Annotated in this window: 17 protein-coding genes; 10 read left to right on the top strand and 7 right to left on the bottom strand. The window is 44.3% G+C overall.

What is annotated here, in order from left to right:
• Nucleotides 1-7 precede the first annotated feature (7 nt).
• Entirely contained in the window at nucleotides 8-2,434 is a 2,427-nt protein-coding gene (gene lon / locus IHE35_RS04240) for an endopeptidase La (RefSeq protein ID WP_242789447.1), read from the top strand.
• A 61-nt stretch (nucleotides 2,435-2,495) separates the two neighbouring features.
• On the opposite strand, the gene IHE35_RS04235 is transcribed toward lon, so the two are convergent.
• Nucleotides 2,496-3,443 (bottom strand): M28 family peptidase, encoded by a 948-nt coding sequence (locus IHE35_RS04235; protein WP_242789446.1) that lies wholly within the window; start codon nucleotides 3,441-3,443, stop codon nucleotides 2,496-2,498.
• A 155-nt stretch (nucleotides 3,444-3,598) separates the two neighbouring features.
• Here IHE35_RS04235 and rlmH point away from each other — a divergent pair, with 155 nt between their 5' ends.
• The 3 genes from rlmH (at nucleotide 3,599) to IHE35_RS04220 (ending at nucleotide 5,925) form a co-directional block, all read left to right on the top strand.
• On the top strand, nucleotides 3,599-4,081 hold the full coding sequence (gene rlmH, locus IHE35_RS04230; protein ID WP_017401572.1) for a 23S rRNA (pseudouridine(1915)-N(3))-methyltransferase RlmH: 483 nt from the start codon (nucleotides 3,599-3,601) through the stop codon (nucleotides 4,079-4,081).
• Between the two features lie 112 nt (nucleotides 4,082-4,193).
• Nucleotides 4,194-4,970, top strand: a complete 777-nt coding sequence (locus IHE35_RS04225) for a class III extradiol ring-cleavage dioxygenase (protein ID WP_242789445.1) — start codon at nucleotides 4,194-4,196, stop codon at nucleotides 4,968-4,970.
• 184 nt (nucleotides 4,971-5,154) lie between these two features.
• Nucleotides 5,155-5,925, top strand: a complete 771-nt coding sequence (locus IHE35_RS04220; RefSeq protein WP_242789444.1) for an META and DUF4377 domain-containing protein — start codon at nucleotides 5,155-5,157, stop codon at nucleotides 5,923-5,925.
• A gap of 70 nt (nucleotides 5,926-5,995) precedes the next feature.
• On the opposite strand, the gene gdhA is transcribed toward IHE35_RS04220, so the two are convergent.
• Complete coding sequence (gene gdhA / locus IHE35_RS04215) at nucleotides 5,996-7,339, bottom strand: NADP-specific glutamate dehydrogenase (protein WP_242789443.1); 1,344 nt, start codon at nucleotides 7,337-7,339, stop codon at nucleotides 5,996-5,998.
• Nucleotides 7,340-7,685: 346 nt separating this feature from the next.
• Between gdhA and IHE35_RS04210 the strand changes: the two genes are divergently transcribed.
• Complete coding sequence (locus tag IHE35_RS04210) at nucleotides 7,686-8,477, top strand: RnfABCDGE type electron transport complex subunit B (protein WP_242789442.1); 792 nt, start codon at nucleotides 7,686-7,688, stop codon at nucleotides 8,475-8,477.
• Between the two features lie 4 nt (nucleotides 8,478-8,481).
• The gene (nth, locus tag IHE35_RS04205) at nucleotides 8,482-9,186 is read left to right on the top strand and encodes an endonuclease III (protein ID WP_242789441.1); all 705 of its coding nucleotides are present in this window, start codon (nucleotides 8,482-8,484) and stop codon (nucleotides 9,184-9,186) included.
• A 65-nt stretch (nucleotides 9,187-9,251) separates the two neighbouring features.
• On the opposite strand, the gene IHE35_RS04200 is transcribed toward nth, so the two are convergent.
• The 4 genes from IHE35_RS04200 to IHE35_RS04185 form a co-directional block, all read right to left on the bottom strand.
• Nucleotides 9,252-9,464, bottom strand: coding sequence for a hypothetical protein (locus IHE35_RS04200; protein WP_242789440.1), 213 nt, complete (start codon nucleotides 9,462-9,464; stop codon nucleotides 9,252-9,254).
• Nucleotides 9,465-9,550: 86 nt separating this feature from the next.
• Nucleotides 9,551-10,210, bottom strand: a complete 660-nt coding sequence (adk, locus tag IHE35_RS04195; RefSeq protein ID WP_242789439.1) for an adenylate kinase — start codon at nucleotides 10,208-10,210, stop codon at nucleotides 9,551-9,553.
• 85 nt (nucleotides 10,211-10,295) lie between these two features.
• Nucleotides 10,296-11,612, bottom strand: a complete 1,317-nt coding sequence (locus IHE35_RS04190) for a hypothetical protein (protein ID WP_004893578.1) — start codon at nucleotides 11,610-11,612, stop codon at nucleotides 10,296-10,298.
• 65 nt (nucleotides 11,613-11,677) lie between these two features.
• Nucleotides 11,678-12,196: a hypothetical protein gene (locus IHE35_RS04185; protein ID WP_242789438.1), complete on the bottom strand. Its 519-nt coding sequence runs from the start codon at nucleotides 12,194-12,196 to the stop codon at nucleotides 11,678-11,680.
• Nucleotides 12,197-12,436: 240 nt separating this feature from the next.
• Between IHE35_RS04185 and mrdA the strand changes: the two genes are divergently transcribed.
• Nucleotides 12,437-14,485 carry a penicillin-binding protein 2 gene (gene mrdA / locus IHE35_RS04180; RefSeq protein ID WP_242789437.1) on the top strand — a complete coding sequence of 683 codons (2,049 nt, stop codon included), beginning with the start codon at nucleotides 12,437-12,439 and terminating at the stop codon, nucleotides 14,483-14,485.
• Nucleotides 14,486-14,488: 3 nt separating this feature from the next.
• On the top strand, nucleotides 14,489-15,040 hold the full coding sequence (gene rsmD, locus IHE35_RS04175) for a 16S rRNA (guanine(966)-N(2))-methyltransferase RsmD (RefSeq protein ID WP_242789436.1): 552 nt from the start codon (nucleotides 14,489-14,491) through the stop codon (nucleotides 15,038-15,040).
• Between the two features lie 87 nt (nucleotides 15,041-15,127).
• Here the strand turns inward: rsmD and IHE35_RS04170 are convergent, their stop codons facing one another.
• A complete protein-coding gene (locus IHE35_RS04170) occupies nucleotides 15,128-15,331 on the bottom strand; it encodes a hypothetical protein (RefSeq protein ID WP_242789435.1) in 204 nt (67 codons plus the stop codon).
• Between the two features lie 245 nt (nucleotides 15,332-15,576).
• Here IHE35_RS04170 and IHE35_RS04165 point away from each other — a divergent pair, with 245 nt between their 5' ends.
• Together IHE35_RS04165 and IHE35_RS04160 are read left to right on the top strand one after the other, a co-directional pair.
• Complete coding sequence (locus IHE35_RS04165; RefSeq protein ID WP_242789434.1) at nucleotides 15,577-16,314, top strand: sulfite exporter TauE/SafE family protein; 738 nt, start codon at nucleotides 15,577-15,579, stop codon at nucleotides 16,312-16,314.
• Nucleotides 16,315-16,404: 90 nt separating this feature from the next.
• Nucleotides 16,405-17,166 (top strand): 3-oxoacyl-ACP reductase, encoded by a 762-nt coding sequence (locus IHE35_RS04160; protein WP_242789433.1) that lies wholly within the window; start codon nucleotides 16,405-16,407, stop codon nucleotides 17,164-17,166.
• Nucleotides 17,167-17,197 lie beyond the last annotated feature (31 nt).

Below are 17,197 nucleotides of genomic sequence, written 5' to 3'. Positions count from 1 at the left end.
AGTGCCCATGTCTGAAATTATTATGAATGAAGAAAGCTTTGAGCCTCAGGTTCCAAGTGTATTACCACTTTTAGCGTTACGTGATGTCGTGGTATATCCACACATGCAAATCGCGCTATTTGTCGGTCGTGAAAAATCGATCAATGCAGTTGATGTGGCTCGTAACAGTGACAATCTAGTATTTGTGGTTGCGCAAAAAGATTCGCTTACAGAAGAAATTGATCACGATAACTTATATCAATACGGTACTGTCGCGAAGATTGTGCAGGTTGTGAATCATGAAAATGATGAAAACTGTATCAAGGTTCTCATCGAAGGCCTATATCGTGCCAAATTAACTAAAATCATTGATGACACTGATTATCTGACTGCTGAACATGAGCTTAGTCCGATCACAGTCAATATGGATCAAGACACGCAGGATACGCGTGTAGAGGAATTGCGTGCGCTATTTGCCCAGTATGCAGAAGCGAAGTTACGTAATGCACGTGAACTGATTGCAGCTGCAAATAAAATTGAAGACCTGCTTCAGTTATTGTTCTTTGTCGCAACTCGTGTGCCGCTAAACATCGAAATCAAGCAAAAATTCCTTGAGCACGATGAATTTGAAGCACATCTGACTGAACTCATGACTTATTTGCTGCAACAGTCTGAAGAACAGCAGATTGAGCAGACTTTGCATGATTCAGTAAAACGCCAGATGGAAAAGAATCAGCGTGAATACTTCCTGAATGAAAAAATGAAGGTGATTCAGCGCGAACTTTCTGACCTGAACGGCGGTGCAGAAGATGATGTCGCTGAAATTGAAAAACGTCTGGCTGAAGCAGATCTGCCTGAGCACGTGCGTAAAAAAGCAGAAGCTGAGTTCCGCAAGCTAAAAGCAATGCAGCCTGCATCAAGTGAAGCTGCGGTTGTTCGTAACTATCTTGAGGTGATCCTGGATACACCTTGGAATAAAGCGAGCAAAGTCAGCATTAACCTGAACAAGGCTCAGGAAATTCTGGATACTGATCACTATGGTCTGGATGATGTCAAAGATCGTATTGTGGAATATCTGGCAGTTCAGTCACGTGTGAAAAAATTGCGTGGCCCGATTCTGTGTCTGGTCGGTCCTCCGGGTGTAGGTAAAACCTCTCTGGGTGAATCTGTTGCCAAAGCAACTGGCCGTGAGTTCGTGCGTATGGCCCTAGGTGGTGTACGTGATGAAGCTGAGATCCGTGGCCACCGTCGTACTTATATCGGTGCGATGCCAGGTAAAATCGTACAGTCTTTGACAAAGGTTGGTGTGAAAAACCCACTGTTCCTGCTCGATGAGATCGACAAGATGGCTCAGGACTACCGTGGCGATCCAGCCTCAGCCCTGCTTGAAGTCTTAGATCCATCACAGAACAGCAAGTTCAACGATCACTACCTGGATCTGGATCTGGATCTCTCTGAAGTGATGTTCATCTGTACTGCGAACAGCATGAATATTCCTGAGGCCCTGCTGGACCGTATGGAAGTGATTCGTCTCCCGGGCTACACCGAAGATGAAAAAGTGAATATTGCTGAGCGTTACCTTGTTCCGAAAGCAATCAAGAACAATGGTCTGCGTAGCAAAGAATTAACTATTCACGAAGAAGCGATTCGTGACATCGTACAGCGTTATACCCGCGAAGCTGGTGTACGTAGTCTGGAACGTGAAGTTTCTAAAATCGCCCGTAAAGTTGTCAAAGAAGCGGTGAGCAAGAAAGCGAAAAATCTTCAGCTTGAAGTCAATTCGACTAACTTGCCTGAGTACTTAGGTCCTCACAAATTCGACTTCGGTATGGCTGAAGAAGAAGCTGAAGTGGGGCGCGTAAATGGTCTGGCTTGGACTTCGGTTGGTGGTGAGTTACTGACGATTGAAGTTGCAGCTGTGCCTGGTAAAGGTAAATTCATTACCACCGGTTCTCTTGGTGATGTGATGAAAGAATCAATTACCGCCGCGATGACTGTGGTACGTACGCGCGCTACTGAATTGGGTATCGAAGCTTCCCGCTTTGAAGAAACCGATGTACACGTGCATTTACCTGAAGGTGCAACACCAAAAGATGGTCCATCTGCCGGTCTGGCACTGACCACTGCTCTCGTGTCTGCATTCACAGGTATTGCGATTCGTCCTGATATTGCGATGACAGGTGAAACCAGTTTACGTGGTCGTGCGATGCGTATCGGTGGTCTGAAGGAAAAACTGCTTGCCGCACACCGTGGTGGGATCAAGCTGGTATTCATTCCACAAGACAACGTCCGTGACCTGGCTGAAATTCCTGAAAATGTGAAGGAAGGTCTGGAAATCAAAGCCGTGAAATCAATCGATGAGGTTTTACCGTTGGCACTTACTTCTATGCCGAAAGCATTAGTAAAAACACCAATTGTAAAAGCAACTGATGAAGGCAAAGCCGCACGTCACTAAGTGATCTGCTCATAAAAAACCCTGCTCCGGCAGGGTTTTTTATTATCTCTCTATTTAGAGTTTATGGACTTAAAACGGTGTGCACCAATCCATCTATCACATAAGTCATTTTTTTCAGATCCAGTTTATCTAAAGTATCCTGCTCTGTGTTGTAATAAGGATAACGGTAATGAGCTGTATCACTGATCAGTACGGTGGGAAAGTTCTGTTTGGCATAACTGAGATAGCCTGAATAATCCAGTCCCTGCATAAAAGTAGGAATAATAAAACGTTCGCAGTCTAAATCCTGACGCGTCTGCATGGCTTCGCAAAATCTTCCTGTAAGTCCTACTGAACTGAGATGCCCAATACTGGCAATATAATTGGCATGCCGAGGATAGAACCATTTTAAAGTTGCTGGATAGCTTTGTACCAGATTTTCATCATAGTAGCCGATAGAGTCCAGTACAAAGACGCCACGTATTTTCTGCTTTTGTTTTCTTAATGACTTGGCATGGACCGCACTGCCCATATGCTCGGTATTGAAATAAGGTGGTTCTTCCAGACCATAGAAAACAAACTCGATATTATTTTTCAGTTTGTTTTTTTGCAGGGCCAATAATCGCGCTGTTTCCACCACTCCTACTACACCAGAGGCATTATTATTCGCGCCGAGATGATTGGCAAAAACATCGTAGTGCGCTCCGATGACGACTTTGTCTTTGGATTTTACATTGAGCTGACAAACCAGATTACGATAGCCCTGACTATTCACAATATAGCTTTGAAACTGACACGGGATACCAAAGCGTCGCATCTGCTCTTTTAACCAACCGGATACCCGGTTCAGTTCAGCCGTATTCTTGTGGTTTCTAAATTCATCCACATTCAGGATCTGGCTAAAGTAAAGCTCGAGATTCTTGACTTGAGCGTTTCTGGCCGGATTGGCCCAGGCCCAACTCGGGAAGATTAAAGAGAGACCGATCAGCAAACCCAGATAACTTTTTCTTAAAATAGCTACAATCCGCATTTGTTATTATTTCCATGACATGATCAAGTGGCAACTTGAACTCTGGATATTTATGCAGCAGTACTTTTTCTAATTCAATTTCAATTTGTTTCTATACTCAACTTCATGTTGTTTCATCGTTATAATGATCCCTTCCTGAACTACACGATGTCTGTATGAAAATCCGTATTCTGACCATTGGTCAAAAAATGCCAGCTTGGGTGCTCACTGGTTTTGAAGATTATTTCAAGCGCATACAGCCATTTGTTCAAACACAAATCATTGAATTACCGATGGCGAAACGTGGCAAGAATGATTCTGAAGCCGACATCCTGAAATATCGTAATATTGAAGGGGACAGCATCCTGAATGCGTTGAAGCCCAATGAAACCCTGATCGCACTTGAAGTCGGCGGTCGTGAATTCAGTACCGAAAAACTGGCTGAAACCATGAAAGGCTGGATGCTGGAAGGCAATGATGTGGCTTTAGCCATTGGCGGACCGGATGGTCATTCTGAAGCGGTACGTAAGGCAGCTGCATGGCACTGGTCATTGTCCAAACTGACCTTGCCGCACCCTCTGGTTCGTGTCATGCTGATTGAGCAGTTGTACCGTGCCATGAGCATTAATCATAACCATCCTTATCACCGTGCGGGTTAACGAGAATGAGTGATTGTTCTATTTTCGCAACGAATTGTTGAACAATCCCCTCTCCTTACTTCGCTTGCTTTCGTGCATTATTGAAGACATCTTCCAGATGTGGTTTTGAACTATGAACTTACAAACGCTTCCCGGCCTGTTTATCTCCCATGGCTCCCCAATGCTTGCCCTTAACCCTGAACAGGTGGGTCCGGCACTGGAGCGTTTAAGTGTTAATCTGCCACGCCCTGAGGCCATCATTGTGATGTCTGCCCACTGGGAAAGTAATGCACTGGAAGTGAATACCGGTATTCGTCCAGAAACCTGGCACGATTTCCGTGGCTTCCCGCCTCAACTGTATCAGCTGCATTATCCTGCGCCGGGTCAACCAGAATTGGCTGAACGGATTCTTGGCTTGCTATCTGAAGCTGGCTTGAGTGCTTATGCGAATAATTCACGTCCGCGTGATCATGGCGTATGGATGCCATTGCTGCACATGTACCCGGATGCAGATATCCCAGTTGTGGAAATTTCCCTGCCAATGAACATGACTGCACATGACATATATAAAATTGGTCAAACGCTAGCTCCCTTACGTGAACAGCAGGTTCTACTGATCGGTTCAGGAAGTATTACACATAACCTGCGCGAGCTGGATCGCACTGGACAATCCAATACCGCTCCAGAATGGGCATTGACCTTCCGCAATTATGTGGTAAACAAACTCGCTCATAGTGACTATGAAGCAGTACTGGACTGGTCAAGTATTCCGTACTTGGAACGTAATCACCCAACCTTGGAACACTTCGCACCGATCTTCTTTTCGATGGGAACCGGTACACGTTTCAGTCTGGTGCATAGCAGCTTTAGCATGGGTTCACTGGGTATGGATATCTACCGTTTTGACTAGGATCTAAAGGCTCTATCTGAGCCTTTTTTCTTGGGTCTAAGAAAATTTTGTTCTCTTGCTTTACTCATCATTCAATTTCCATGGATACATTTTGCTACCTAAAGCTTCAGAATGTATCCATATTTTTTAAAAATGAATCGTTTAAGCTTAAGTCTGCTTTATTTACTTCATGACTATTCAATCAATGAAATTAAAATACTTAATTATCGCTTTATTTCCCCTAACCCTTGCAGCTTGTCAGTCCAATGATGTCCAAAAAGTAGGAGATCTTGCCGTGTCCGTATTACAGCAACAAAATGCCGAAAATACCTTGAGTGCTTATGAATGGCACATTGATACCGGTGCAAAAGAACATATGGTACTGAGCTTCCATGATGAAAATCGTTTTAGTGTCACTACCAGCTGCAATAGTTTAGGTGGCAGCTGGAAAATCACTGAGGGTCAGCTGGAAACTGGTACCTTAATCTCAACCATGAAAGCTTGTGATGCGAATGCCATGCAACAGGAAAAGCTGGCAGGCGAAATTTTTAATGATGCCCGTATTCCGTTTAGCTTAAATACCAGTGATGCTCAAACTCCGGTTCTGACGCTGACCGTAAACGGAAAGACTTATGTATTCACAGGCAAGATGACACCAGAAGCCCGTTATAATAGTCAGGCTGATATCATTTTCCTGGAAATTTCTCCTGAAACCAAGACCTGTAGCGGTGTAGCACAGCAAACCTGCCTACAGGTACGCGAAGTGAAATACAATGAGCAGGGCTTGAAAACTCAGGTCGATAAAAATTGGACCCTGTTCTATGACCAGATTGAAGGCTTCCAGCATACGCCAAATGAACGTCAGGTGATTCGGGTAAAACGCTTTGAAATCAAGAATCCGGCAGCAGATCAGTCTAAATATGCCTATATTTTTGATATGGCAGTCGAGCGTGAAGCAGTAAAAGGCTCGCTGTAAAATATTTTTATGTCTCATAAAAAAACCGAGGTGAATACCTCGGTTTTTTAAAGCTTAAACTAAGTCAGACTTAGAATACGCCTTGAGCAAGCATTGCATCAGCAACTTTTACGAAGCCAGCAATGTTCGCACCGTCAACATAGTTCACAGTACCATCTTCTTTAGTACCGAATTTCACACAGTTACGGTGAATTTCTTTCATGATCGCGTGAAGACGTTCGTCAACTTCTTCGAAAGTCCAGCCAAGACGCAATGCGTTTTGAGACATTTCAAGACCAGAAGTTGCTACACCACCAGCATTCGATGCTTTACCTGGCGCATAAAGGATTTTCGCTTCAACGAATTTCTCTACTGCACCTAGAGTAGATGGCATGTTTGCCCCTTCAGCAACACAGATTACACCGTTTGCAAGAAGTTTATCAGCATCATCAGCATCTAATTCGTTTTGAGTTGCGCATGGAAGTGCGATGTCACACTTAATACCCCATGGGCGTTGGCCTTCAAGGTATTCAAAACCGTGTTTAGATGCAAATTCTGAAATACGACCACGTTTCACGTTTTTCAATTCCATCACTTCTGCAAGAAGTTCAGTCGTGAAACCGTCTTTCACATACACAGTACCGTTAGAGTCAGAAAGTGAAACCACTTTCGCACCTAAGTACATTGCTTTTTCAGCAGCATATTGTGCAACGTTACCAGAACCTGAAATCGTTACGATTTTATCTTTAAAGCTTTCGCCACGAGTTTTCAGCATTTCCTCAGCGAAATACACTGTACCAAAACCTGTTGCCTCTGGGCGCGCCAAAGAACCACCAAAGGTTAAACCTTTACCTGTGAATACACATGAAGTGTCATTGCTGAGCTTCTTCATCATACCCGCCATGTAACCCACTTCACGGCCACCCACACCAATATCACCCGCAGGGATATCAGTATCTGAACCTAAGTGACGATATAACTCGATCATTAACGCTTGGCAGAAACGCATGATTTCGCCTTCTGATTTACCCTTGGGGTCAAAATCAGAACCGCCTTTACCACCGCCCATAGGCAAAGTAGTCAAAGCATTTTTGAAAGTTTGTTCAAAACCCAGGAATTTCAGGATTGAAAGGTTCACAGATGGGTGGAAACGCATACCACCTTTAAATGGACCAATCGCTGAGTTGTACTGTACGCGGAACGCACGGTTTACGTGAGTTTGACCTTTGTCATCTACCCAAGAAACGCGGAACTGAATCGCACGCTCTGGTTCAACTAGACGTTCTAGTAAACCGTGAGCTGCATATTGCGGGTTCTTTTCAATGAAAGGCCACAAGCTTGTCATCACTTCTTCTACAGCTTGAAGAAATTCTGGTTGATGTGCATCACGTGTTTTAACGTAATCTAGGAACTCATTAAGTGTGTTGTATTTCAACGCTTAATCCTCAGCAGAAAATGGATCAAAATTGGTCAAATTTACAATCAATGTTAAATTTTGGCGCAAAATATTAAATATCTTTTGTAACTAATCCACAATAGTTTTTTTGAAAAAATATGAAAATTAATTTTATAACAGATATTTATATTTATTATGAATTAAATTTGTAAATAGTAAAATATGAGTGTAATCAACGCTAAATTCTCATTCATGCATGATAATAAGGCATTTTGGTTACCCTAATTGTGCACAAACAAGTCGTCCAAAATATGCTAAAATTTCTAACTTTGACATATTTTGTTTCACCTCCTGAAATGCTCACTGTGAGCGACTTTGAAATATCATGAATTCGCAGATTTCTCTCATCCAATCTATTGATGCGCTATTGCCACAGACCCAATGTGGTCTGTGTGGTCATCGTGATGGCTGCCTGCCCTATGCCCAGTCCATTGCCGAGGGAGAAGAGGCCAACAAATGTGTCCCCGGTGGACAACCGGTAGCAGATGCCCTTGCCCAATTGTTAAATCGTCCTAAACTTACGGCTGAACCCAGTGTCTGGCCCATTCAGGCCGATGGACGTCCTCAGCGTATGAAGGCCGTGATTCGTGAAGATGAGTGTATTGGCTGTACCAAATGCATTAATGCCTGCCCGGTCGATGCCATTATTGGCTCAGGAAAACTGATGCATACCGTGCTGACAGATCTGTGTACCGGTTGTGAACTCTGTATTCCGCCCTGTCCGGTCGACTGTATTGACCTGGTGGAAGATATTCATCCCCTCATGTCGGCTGAACAACATATTCAGGAACAAAATGATCTGCGCCAACGTTACTATGCGCATATTCAGCGAGAGGAAAAACGCCGCATTGACCGTAAGGGACCGGTAGTTCGTGCTGAAATCAATACCGAGCTGTTTGCCGAGTTCTCTGCACAGAGTCAAAATGTGCCAGTAATTGAAGTGGTAGAAAAGCCAAATGAAGATGTACTGATCCAGGATGCAAAAACGACAATTGAACTGGCCAAACTGCGTACCCAAATCAAAAAGCTCGAGAAACAGTTGTCTGTACGCGAAGATGCGGGGAAACGCGCCCAGCTTGCCGAACTAATGCAGCAATTACAGGATTTACAGGGATAAGACGATGACAAGCATAAGCGGCAAACCTGTAAAGAACATGAACCGGAAACAGATTCAGACTTTTTTTGAACGATTACGCGAACAACGTCCGAATCCAAAAACTGAACTGAATTATTCCAATCCTTTTGAATTATTGGTTGCAGTGACGCTCTCTGCTCAGGCCACTGATGTCAGCGTCAACAAGGCGACCGATAAGCTATTTCCGGTGGCAAATACGCCAGAAGCGATTTATGCCCTTGGTGTGGATGGCTTGAAGGAATATATCAAAACCATCGGGCTGTATAACTCCAAGGCAGAAAACGTCATCAAAGCCTGTGAGATGCTGATCAAGAAACACAACAGCATAGTACCGGATAATCGTGCTGATCTGGAAGCTTTACCGGGTGTAGGTCGTAAAACGGCGAATGTGGTACTCAATACTGCATTTGGTCAACCGACAATGGCGGTCGATACCCATATTTTCCGGGTCGGTAACCGGACTGGCCTGGCCGTCGGTAAAAATGTGCTTGAGGTTGAACATCGCCTGGTCAAGGTGATTCCAAAAGAATTTATTATTGACTCTCATCACTGGCTGATTTTACATGGCCGTTATTGCTGCATTGCACGCAAACCAAAATGCAATGAATGCGTGGTCGCGGATGTCTGTAACTGGCCGGACCGTTTTAACTTTGGTGCACTCAAACCCATTACAGTGAAAAATATCGACTGACCCCTTAATAAAAAAGCTGAACTCTGGTTCAGCTTTTTTATTAAGGGGTCAGCAGATGAGAATACTTACTTTTGCTTTTCTTCTGACTGCTGTTGCGTCTTTTTGCGCTGCTCTAATTCAGCCTGTAATTTCGGGTGCAATTGTCGTTCTGGGGTTTTGTCCCTATTTTCGATTTTTTCCTGCTTCTGCACTTTGTTCAGCATTCGGTAGCTCATGACCAGAAGACCTGCTAAAACAGCCAAGAACACCACCATGAGCAATAACAAACCAATTTTCACAGTCGCAATTCCTTTAAAGACACAGAAATAAAAAGAGCCCTAATATGACTTAGGGCTCTTCGATTGTCAAAATAATCGGTTAATGATTATTTTGATTGATCTAGAATCGCGAATAGATCCGTTTGAACTTGTTCAATTGGACGTAGACCGTTCAATTTGTCATAAGTCGGAGCATTTTCGCCTGATGCTGCACGGCCTTGGTAGAAGCCAACCAGCTGTTCAGTTTCAGTGTGATAAGAGCCCAAACGCTTACGAATAGTTTCTTCCTGGTCATCAGGGCGTTGAACCAGATCTTCACCAGTTTCATCATCTTTACCTTCCACTTTTGGCGGATTATAAACAATGTGGTAAACACGACCAGAAGCCGGGTGCTGACGACGGCCAGAAAGACGTTGTACGATTTCTTCGTCCGGTACATCAATTTCAATCACGTGATCGATGTTGATGCCTTCATTTTCAAGCGCTTCAGCCTGTGGAATAGTACGCGGGAAGCCATCAAAAATGCAGCCATTTACACAGTCAGGCTGTGCAATACGTTCTTTAACCAGACCGATGATCAACTCATCAGAAACCAAACCGCCATTATCCATGACGCTTTTAGCTTTTAAACCTAATTCAGTTCCTTCACGAATTGCAGCACGGAGCATATCACCGGTTGAAATTTGTGGGATATTGTAGCGCTTACAGATCAACTGAGCTTGTGTACCTTTACCTGCTCCAGGTGGTCCGAGTAAGATAATGCGCATATATAAACATCCTCATTTTTTTAACAATGTATAGGACACCAAATGTCTGGACATCCCCAAAGGTATCCAGCATTTCAGCGTCTCGTTATAAGAAAGCCACAAACAAATGGATTAAACCCGCGACAAAACCGGTTACTCCACCCAATACAATCAGAATCCACTCATCCTCCTGAAACGCAGGTCGTAACAGATTCTGAAACTCCTTCGGTGTCAACTCGCGTATGCGGTCTCTAAACATTTGATAGATTTTCTGTGCACGGCTCGCATTAAACGCAGGGTCGCATACAGGCACCATCGTAATTTCAATTGAGCGATCGATCAAGTCTGTCTTGAGTTTTGCATACTCTCTTGGCCCTAAAGATAGCTGTAAAGAGGTGCGAACCAATGGAGTTTCCATAATTTCGTTAATGTGACGTTTGACGATCCGGCGGGTTTTTTCTTTCTTACCACCATACATCATTTCTGTCATGATCGATTTTAGCGTAATCAGATCTTCTGTCACTACGCTTGCGAAGACGTCAGAGACTTCTTCCTGACGTTTCATAAAAGCACCTTGTATGTTATAGGTGCCAATACGTGGAATAACCGGTTTGATCCATGGAAACTTGCGACTCTGCGTGCGGGCGAAGAACTGCGGGTATTTCACATAGTGTGGTTCTATCGGATTGAAGACCATCCAGATAGCGATCCAGTTGGTCAGGAAACCCCAAATTGCTGCCCAGAAAGGTACAGTCCAGTGCCAAGGCACCACAAACCAGACGATCATCTGAAACAGACCAAAGAACATACCAATTAAAGCACTGATATGCCAGATAAAGTTAATTTCTTTCTGTCCGACCTTCAGGAACATGCGCACCATCAAACGGCGGTCACCCTCCATTTGACTAACCACCATGTCACGCATATCCACAAGTGACTCGACGTTCATGGTCAGCTCAGTCACTAATTCGCGCAACACATCCGGCAACTGCTTGTGTGCCTGGGAATAAATACGGCGCTTGATGGAATACGGCAAGTTTTCCCACAAGACTGCATTACGGTCGATCATGACCTCATCAATCAGATGTTCAAGTTCGAAACCCACCTGCTCACCGATGATCCGTGCCATATCATCCGGATCCATCGCCTGTAGAAATTCCTGGATCGATCCCAGTTTAGACAAGGTATTGTCTGTGATAATGCCTGAAATTCGTCCTGCTTTACGCGGCACAATGCCCTGCCAGCCGACAGGCAATGGACCAATATGGAATCCCCAGAACGTGATTGGATAAAACACCATTTTCAGTGCCATCCATACGTGTGCCCAGGTAACGAATGCAGTGACAGGAATAATACTGAGCACGGCCCAGAAATCTGGACGCATCAGAAAGGCTTGCCACAACTCGTTAACGTACTCAAGCATGTATAACTTCCATATTTAATTCTTTGTTCACAGAATACAATTTCTTATCAAGTCGAATATTTTCTCTATAAACCGATACTTAAAGTATAGGAGAATTGTAGTTGAGGTTCGATTTCGGCCACAACATGTCCACTTCGGCTTTTCATTTCCTCACCCGCACCGATTCCGACACTGAAGGTACTGATCCGTTCTGAACTCAGCATGACATAGGATAAATCCACCCCGCCACCAAGACGTGCTTCATATTCCCCATCTACTTTTCTACTCTGGATATGACCAGCATATGCCCCGACATAATACCCATTTTTATCTTTTCCTGTGAGGTGTGCCGGGTAGCGGAAGCCAACTTGTGCACCAAATGGCTTATCATCGTCCAGAAAAACACCACCTTTTACATATGTAATCCCATATGGATTCACCCATTCAGTATTCAGGTGAATCATATTACGGGTAAATCCTGCCCCCACATTCCAGGTACTTGCCTGACTATTGCTCAGTTTTGCTTCAGGTATAGACGTGGAATCATGTGCATGAGCCGCATTTGCGATTAAAGCAAATGCCAGCAAAGGGTATAATTTATTCATTCCTTTTCACCAATATCCTTGATTCATTATAATTTTAAGGTATCGTCCTTTTTTTATTCACTTTGGACTTTAGCAGAATTATCCACGCAGTTGTATACAACAGTGGACAATTTTAATGTCTGCAAAGTCAACGTTTAACCGGTGGGCAACCTGCTCGTATTTCAATATCCAAACCAGGCCAGTTGGGTTAGAATAACGCACTTTCATTCCCATCCGTGTTCAGGTCTAAGTCGATCTCGTATGAAGCAGCATTTTCCATTAAAAAATGTACAGCAAGAAAAACGCATTTATCGCAATCGTGTGTTTTTCTCGATTGGCTTGGTCATCATCTGTATGCTGCTACTGATCAGCCGCTATGCGTATTTACAGATTGTCAGCTTCAATGAATTCAACACCGCTTCTGACCAGAACCGTATCCGTCTGCAACCGCTTGCCCCTGCACGCGGCTACATCTATGACCGCAATGGCGTACTTTTAGCGGATAACTATCCGGTATTTACTGCCACCTTAAGTCGTGCCGATGTTGAGGATATTGATGATACGATTAAGCGCCTGACCCCGATTCTGGAGCTAAACGAAGAAGATATCGAACGTTTTAATAGCCGGATTAAAACCGCAAAAAAAACAGAACGTGTTTCTATCAAACTAAATCTGACCGAAACCGATATTGCCCGCTTTAGTGAGATCAAACACCTCTTCCCCGGTGTAAAAATTGATACCCAGATGACCCGCTACTATCCACATGGTGAATTATTTGCCCACGTGATTGGTTACGTCGGCCGTATCAATGACAAAGAATTAAAAAGTATTGATAAGGACCTGTATGCCGGCACCAACCTGATCGGGAAAATCGGGGTGGAAAAATCCTATGAGGAGCTGCTCCACGGCGTGCCAGGAAATGAATCGGTCGAAGCCGATGCACATGGTAATGTGCTGCGCCATCTTGGGCGTAAGGATCCGGTACGCGGCAATGACCTGTTTTTATCTCTGGATTATGGTCTGCAAGTGGTGGCTTCAGAGCAACTGGCAGGACGTCGTGGCGCCATTGTTGCCATGAATCCAGGTACAGGGGAAATTTTAGCACTGGTTTCTAGCCCAAGTTTCAATCCGAACCTGTTCGTGACCGGGATCAGCACCAAAGATTATTCTTTCTTGCGTGATAATCTTGATCAGCCGCTGTATAACCGCGCGGTTCAAGGCACTTATCCTCCAGGTTCGACCATTAAACCGATGTTTGGCCTTGGTGGCCTTCATTATGGCTTGGTCGATTGGAGTACCGCGATTTCCGATCCCGGTTATTTCACTTTACCGGGTGATAGCCACCGTTTCCGTGACCATAAGAAAACCGGCCATGGTACTGTAAATCTGCATAAAGCTCAGGTGGTTTCCTGCGATACCTATTTCTATGTCATGTCCTATCGTATGGGCATTGAAAAGATGAATGACTGGATGCGTCAGTTTGGTTTTGGTGAAAAAACGGGTGTCGATCTGCCAAGTGAAAGCTCTGGTCTATATCCAAGTCCTGAATGGAAAATGCGTACGCGGAACTCTAAATGGTTACGTGGTGAAACGATTTCGGTAAGTATTGGCCAGGGTGCCTTTACAGCAACCCCATTACAGTTAGCTATGGCAACTGCAATTACTGCCAACCACGGCAATAAGGTCGTACCGCATGTCCTGCGTGAAAGCCGTGGTGCCAAAGCATTTAAAGTCCATAATGGAACCCATGGCAAGATCGATTTTAATGGGCAAGAAGAAGACTGGTTCAAGATGCGCGATGCCATGGTTGATGTCATTCAATCCGGTACAGGTCGTGGCATTAAAGGCGGCTTGCAATATAGTATTGCCGGTAAAACCGGTACAGCCCAGGTGAAAAGTATTGCCCAGGGTAAACGCTACAATGAAGCCCTGCTCACTGATCGCCAGCTTGACCATGGTCTGTTTGTCGGTTTTGCCCCTGCAGAAAAGCCTGAAATTGCCATTGCAGTCATTCTGGAAAATGGCCGTGGCGGTAGTGCAGCCACTGCACTGGCCCGCCCTATTTTTGATTACTGGTTATTGCATAAGGATAAAAATCCGGTACGCCCTCTCAGCCATCAATTAAGTGGGGGACTGATGACAGCCGGAATTAAACCTGGTGAACTACCAAGTGGTGCAAGTATTCTTAGCCCTGATGCTGCAGCAACACCTAACAGCACGGATGCACCACCAACTTCATCAAATACAACATCAAACCCATCTCGTTCGAACTCATCTGCGAACTCTGCACCTGCTGTAGAAGGAGATTAATACATGAAAAATCAGCTACGAATTATTGGCGGTGACTGGAAACGTCGTCAACTGGCCTTTGCCAGTATAGACGGTTTACGTCCCACCCCGGACCGTGTCCGTGAAACCCTGTTTAACTGGCTGATGTGGGATATACAGAATGCCAAGGTGCTGGATATCTGCGCCGGTTCTGGTGCTTTGTCCTTTGAAGCACTTTCTCGTGGTTCAGCCAGCGTGGTGATGATTGAACCGGATCGTACTCAGGCACAATTTTTAAGCCAGAATCTGGAGCTGCTTAAAGTCACCAAAGCACGTGCACAACTGAAAGTGACCACGGCGCAGCAGGCTTTACCAACTTTGAAAGATCAATTTGATCTGGTCTTTTTAGACCCACCATATAGCCTGGACTTGTGGACTTCTCTGGCTGGACTTGCTGATCCGCTGATTAAGCCTGAAGCTCTGATTTATGTCGAAGCAGATCGGGATTTGAATACTTTGCAGCTCCCTTCGTCTTGGCAACTGATTAAAAACACCAAGGCTGGGACAGTACGTGCCGGGTTATATCAGAAAAAGTAAATAAATATTTGCATAAAAAGCATTAAAAAAAGGATTCCTGTATGGAATCCTTTTTTTGTGAAATGTAAGTTATAAATAGCTGATCTGTTAACGGCGATCACGCCAGTCACGGTCGTCCCGATCACGTTTCCAGTCACGATGATCTTTATTTTTCCAGTCCCGGTCACCATGGTCGCGGTCATAATGTCCATTACGATCTCGATGACCACGATAATCATCATCCCAAGGATCGACCATACAACCGGTTAAGGCCACTGCCAATACAGATGACAGTAATATCATTTTTTTCATTTTCATCACCTCTTTCCTGCACTCTGTTAGTATCAAACTATTTCATGGAGAGTGCACGAAGCCCTTGTTGGTCTCCTGTACCGATTTGTTTACTTTTTATGCATTACAAAAACTATTCAATCAATTTTTTAAATAAATTATTTATCTAAACTTTGACTAAGAATTGCATAAATACAGCTAAATATCAGCTTGGCTTTTCCAGCAATCTTTTAAATACTGCTGACTTTCTTTATCGACTGATCAGAATGACTTGGCTGTTATTTATTTTAGGTGCAATGATCGCAGGATTCGTACAGGGTCTTACCGGTTTTGCCTTTGCTTTAATTGCCATGTCATTTTGGGTATGGGTACTCAGCCCTCAAATTGCTGCGCCCCTCCTTGTATTTGCTTCGATTTGGAGCCACGTCATTTCATTATCGAATGAACAAAAGCAAGTTCATCTGCATAAGGCACTTTATCTACCCTATTTAATTGCCGGACTGATCGGAGTCCCGCTCGGTACCTGGTTATTGAATATCATTGAGGCACAAAGCTTCCGTGTCTTGCTGGGCCTTTTCCTCATCACCTGGTGTCCACTCATGTTATGCAATCCTCAAATCCGACTAATTCAACATTCAGGCAAAACTGCCGATGCGGGTATTGGTTTGGTAGGTGGAATTTTAGGCGGTTTGGGTGGGTTCTGTGGTTCAGTACCTTCTGCCTGGTTAATGCTCAAACAGCTCCCCAAAGATCAACAGCGCTATATTTTGCGTCACTTTAATTTCGCCATTCAGATGTTTACCTTGGCAGCCTATCTTTATCAGGGCAATTTAAATCAGAGTCACTTGCCCTATATGGCTGTACTGATTCTTGCAGTCAGTATTCCCGCCATTTTGGGTGCGCGCCTATTCCATCGAATTTCAGAACAACTTTTTAAACAGATTGTGCTTGGATTACTCTTCAGTTCAGGATGCTTCCTGCTGGTTAAAGAGTTGATAAACTAAGCTATTCTAAAAGACCAAAGCCGTACCGTACTTTGCTTTCAGCAAGTTTGCTGATAAGGTAAGCCGAATGATTTTTCTGTAGAAATGACTATGCAAATTCGTGATCAAATTGTGCTTGTGACTGGCGGTGCACGTGGGCTTGGCCTGGCGATTAGCCAGCTTCTGATTGCGGAAGGGGCACGTGTCGTTGTGAACTATCTCAATAGTAAAACGCAGGCTGAAGCGTTACAGAAGCAGCATCCAGATCAGGTATTTACCTATCAGGCAGACGTCTCTCAAGCAGATCAGGTCAAAGCTCTATTTACTGCAAGCAAAGTACATTTTGGTGAAGGCATTCATTCGGTTGTGAATAATGCCCTGGTACAATTTGAATTTAATAGTGATGATCGCCCCAAGGTTGAAGATTTAACGTGGGAGATGATGTCGCGTCAATTTAGTGGTGCTGTTCAGGCTTGTCTAAATACCACTCAGGCAGCGCTGGAAGATATGAAACAGGCACATTTTGGCCGGATTGTGAATATCGGTACCAACCTGGTTCAAAATCCGGTCGTGCCGTATCACGACTACACTACCGCTAAAGCTGCTTTACTGGCATTCACCCGCACGACTGCACAGGATCTTGGGCAGTATGGGATTAATGTGAATATGCTTTCAGGCGGGTTATTACAAACCACAGATGCCAGCAAAGCTACACCTGAGTTTGTGTTTGACCTGATTGCTCAGTCAACACCATTACGTCGTGTCATTACCCCTGAAGAGTTCGCTTCTGCAATCCTGATGTTCTTGTCCCCTTATTCACGCGCGGTCACGGGTCAAAACCTGATTGTTGATGGAGGCTTAGTGAAAGGTTAATAAATATAGTGCAGCATCAAAAAATCATTCC

Origin of the sequence: Acinetobacter sp. ASP199, assembly GCF_022700675.1 — a bacterium.
Lineage (GTDB): Bacteria > Pseudomonadota > Gammaproteobacteria > Pseudomonadales > Moraxellaceae > Acinetobacter.
Note: the sequence above shows the minus strand (reverse complement) of the source record. Positions and strands in the feature narration are given on the sequence as shown.

Coding starts and splice junctions, on each gene's coding strand:
- IHE35_RS04220 (WP_242789444.1), top strand. CDS start 5,155: ATGAAATTAAAATACTTAATTATCGCTTTATTTCCCCTAACCCTTGCA.
- IHE35_RS04160 (WP_242789433.1), top strand. CDS start 16,405: ATGCAAATTCGTGATCAAATTGTGCTTGTGACTGGCGGTGCACGTGGG.
- IHE35_RS04235 (WP_242789446.1), bottom strand. CDS start 3,443: ATGCGGATTGTAGCTATTTTAAGAAAAAGTTATCTGGGTTTGCTGATC.
- lon (WP_242789447.1), top strand. CDS start 8: ATGTCTGAAATTATTATGAATGAAGAAAGCTTTGAGCCTCAGGTTCCA.
- rsmD (WP_242789436.1), top strand. CDS start 14,489: ATGAAAAATCAGCTACGAATTATTGGCGGTGACTGGAAACGTCGTCAA.
- mrdA (WP_242789437.1), top strand. CDS start 12,437: ATGAAGCAGCATTTTCCATTAAAAAATGTACAGCAAGAAAAACGCATT.
- rlmH (WP_017401572.1), top strand. CDS start 3,599: ATGAAAATCCGTATTCTGACCATTGGTCAAAAAATGCCAGCTTGGGTG.
- adk (WP_242789439.1), bottom strand. CDS start 10,210: ATGCGCATTATCTTACTCGGACCACCTGGAGCAGGTAAAGGTACACAA.
- IHE35_RS04190 (WP_004893578.1), bottom strand. CDS start 11,612: ATGCTTGAGTACGTTAACGAGTTGTGGCAAGCCTTTCTGATGCGTCCA.
- IHE35_RS04185 (WP_242789438.1), bottom strand. CDS start 12,196: ATGAATAAATTATACCCTTTGCTGGCATTTGCTTTAATCGCAAATGCG.
- IHE35_RS04210 (WP_242789442.1), top strand. CDS start 7,686: ATGAATTCGCAGATTTCTCTCATCCAATCTATTGATGCGCTATTGCCA.
- IHE35_RS04165 (WP_242789434.1), top strand. CDS start 15,577: ATGACTTGGCTGTTATTTATTTTAGGTGCAATGATCGCAGGATTCGTA.
- IHE35_RS04225 (WP_242789445.1), top strand. CDS start 4,194: ATGAACTTACAAACGCTTCCCGGCCTGTTTATCTCCCATGGCTCCCCA.
- IHE35_RS04170 (WP_242789435.1), bottom strand. CDS start 15,331: ATGAAAAAAATGATATTACTGTCATCTGTATTGGCAGTGGCCTTAACC.
- nth (WP_242789441.1), top strand. CDS start 8,482: ATGACAAGCATAAGCGGCAAACCTGTAAAGAACATGAACCGGAAACAG.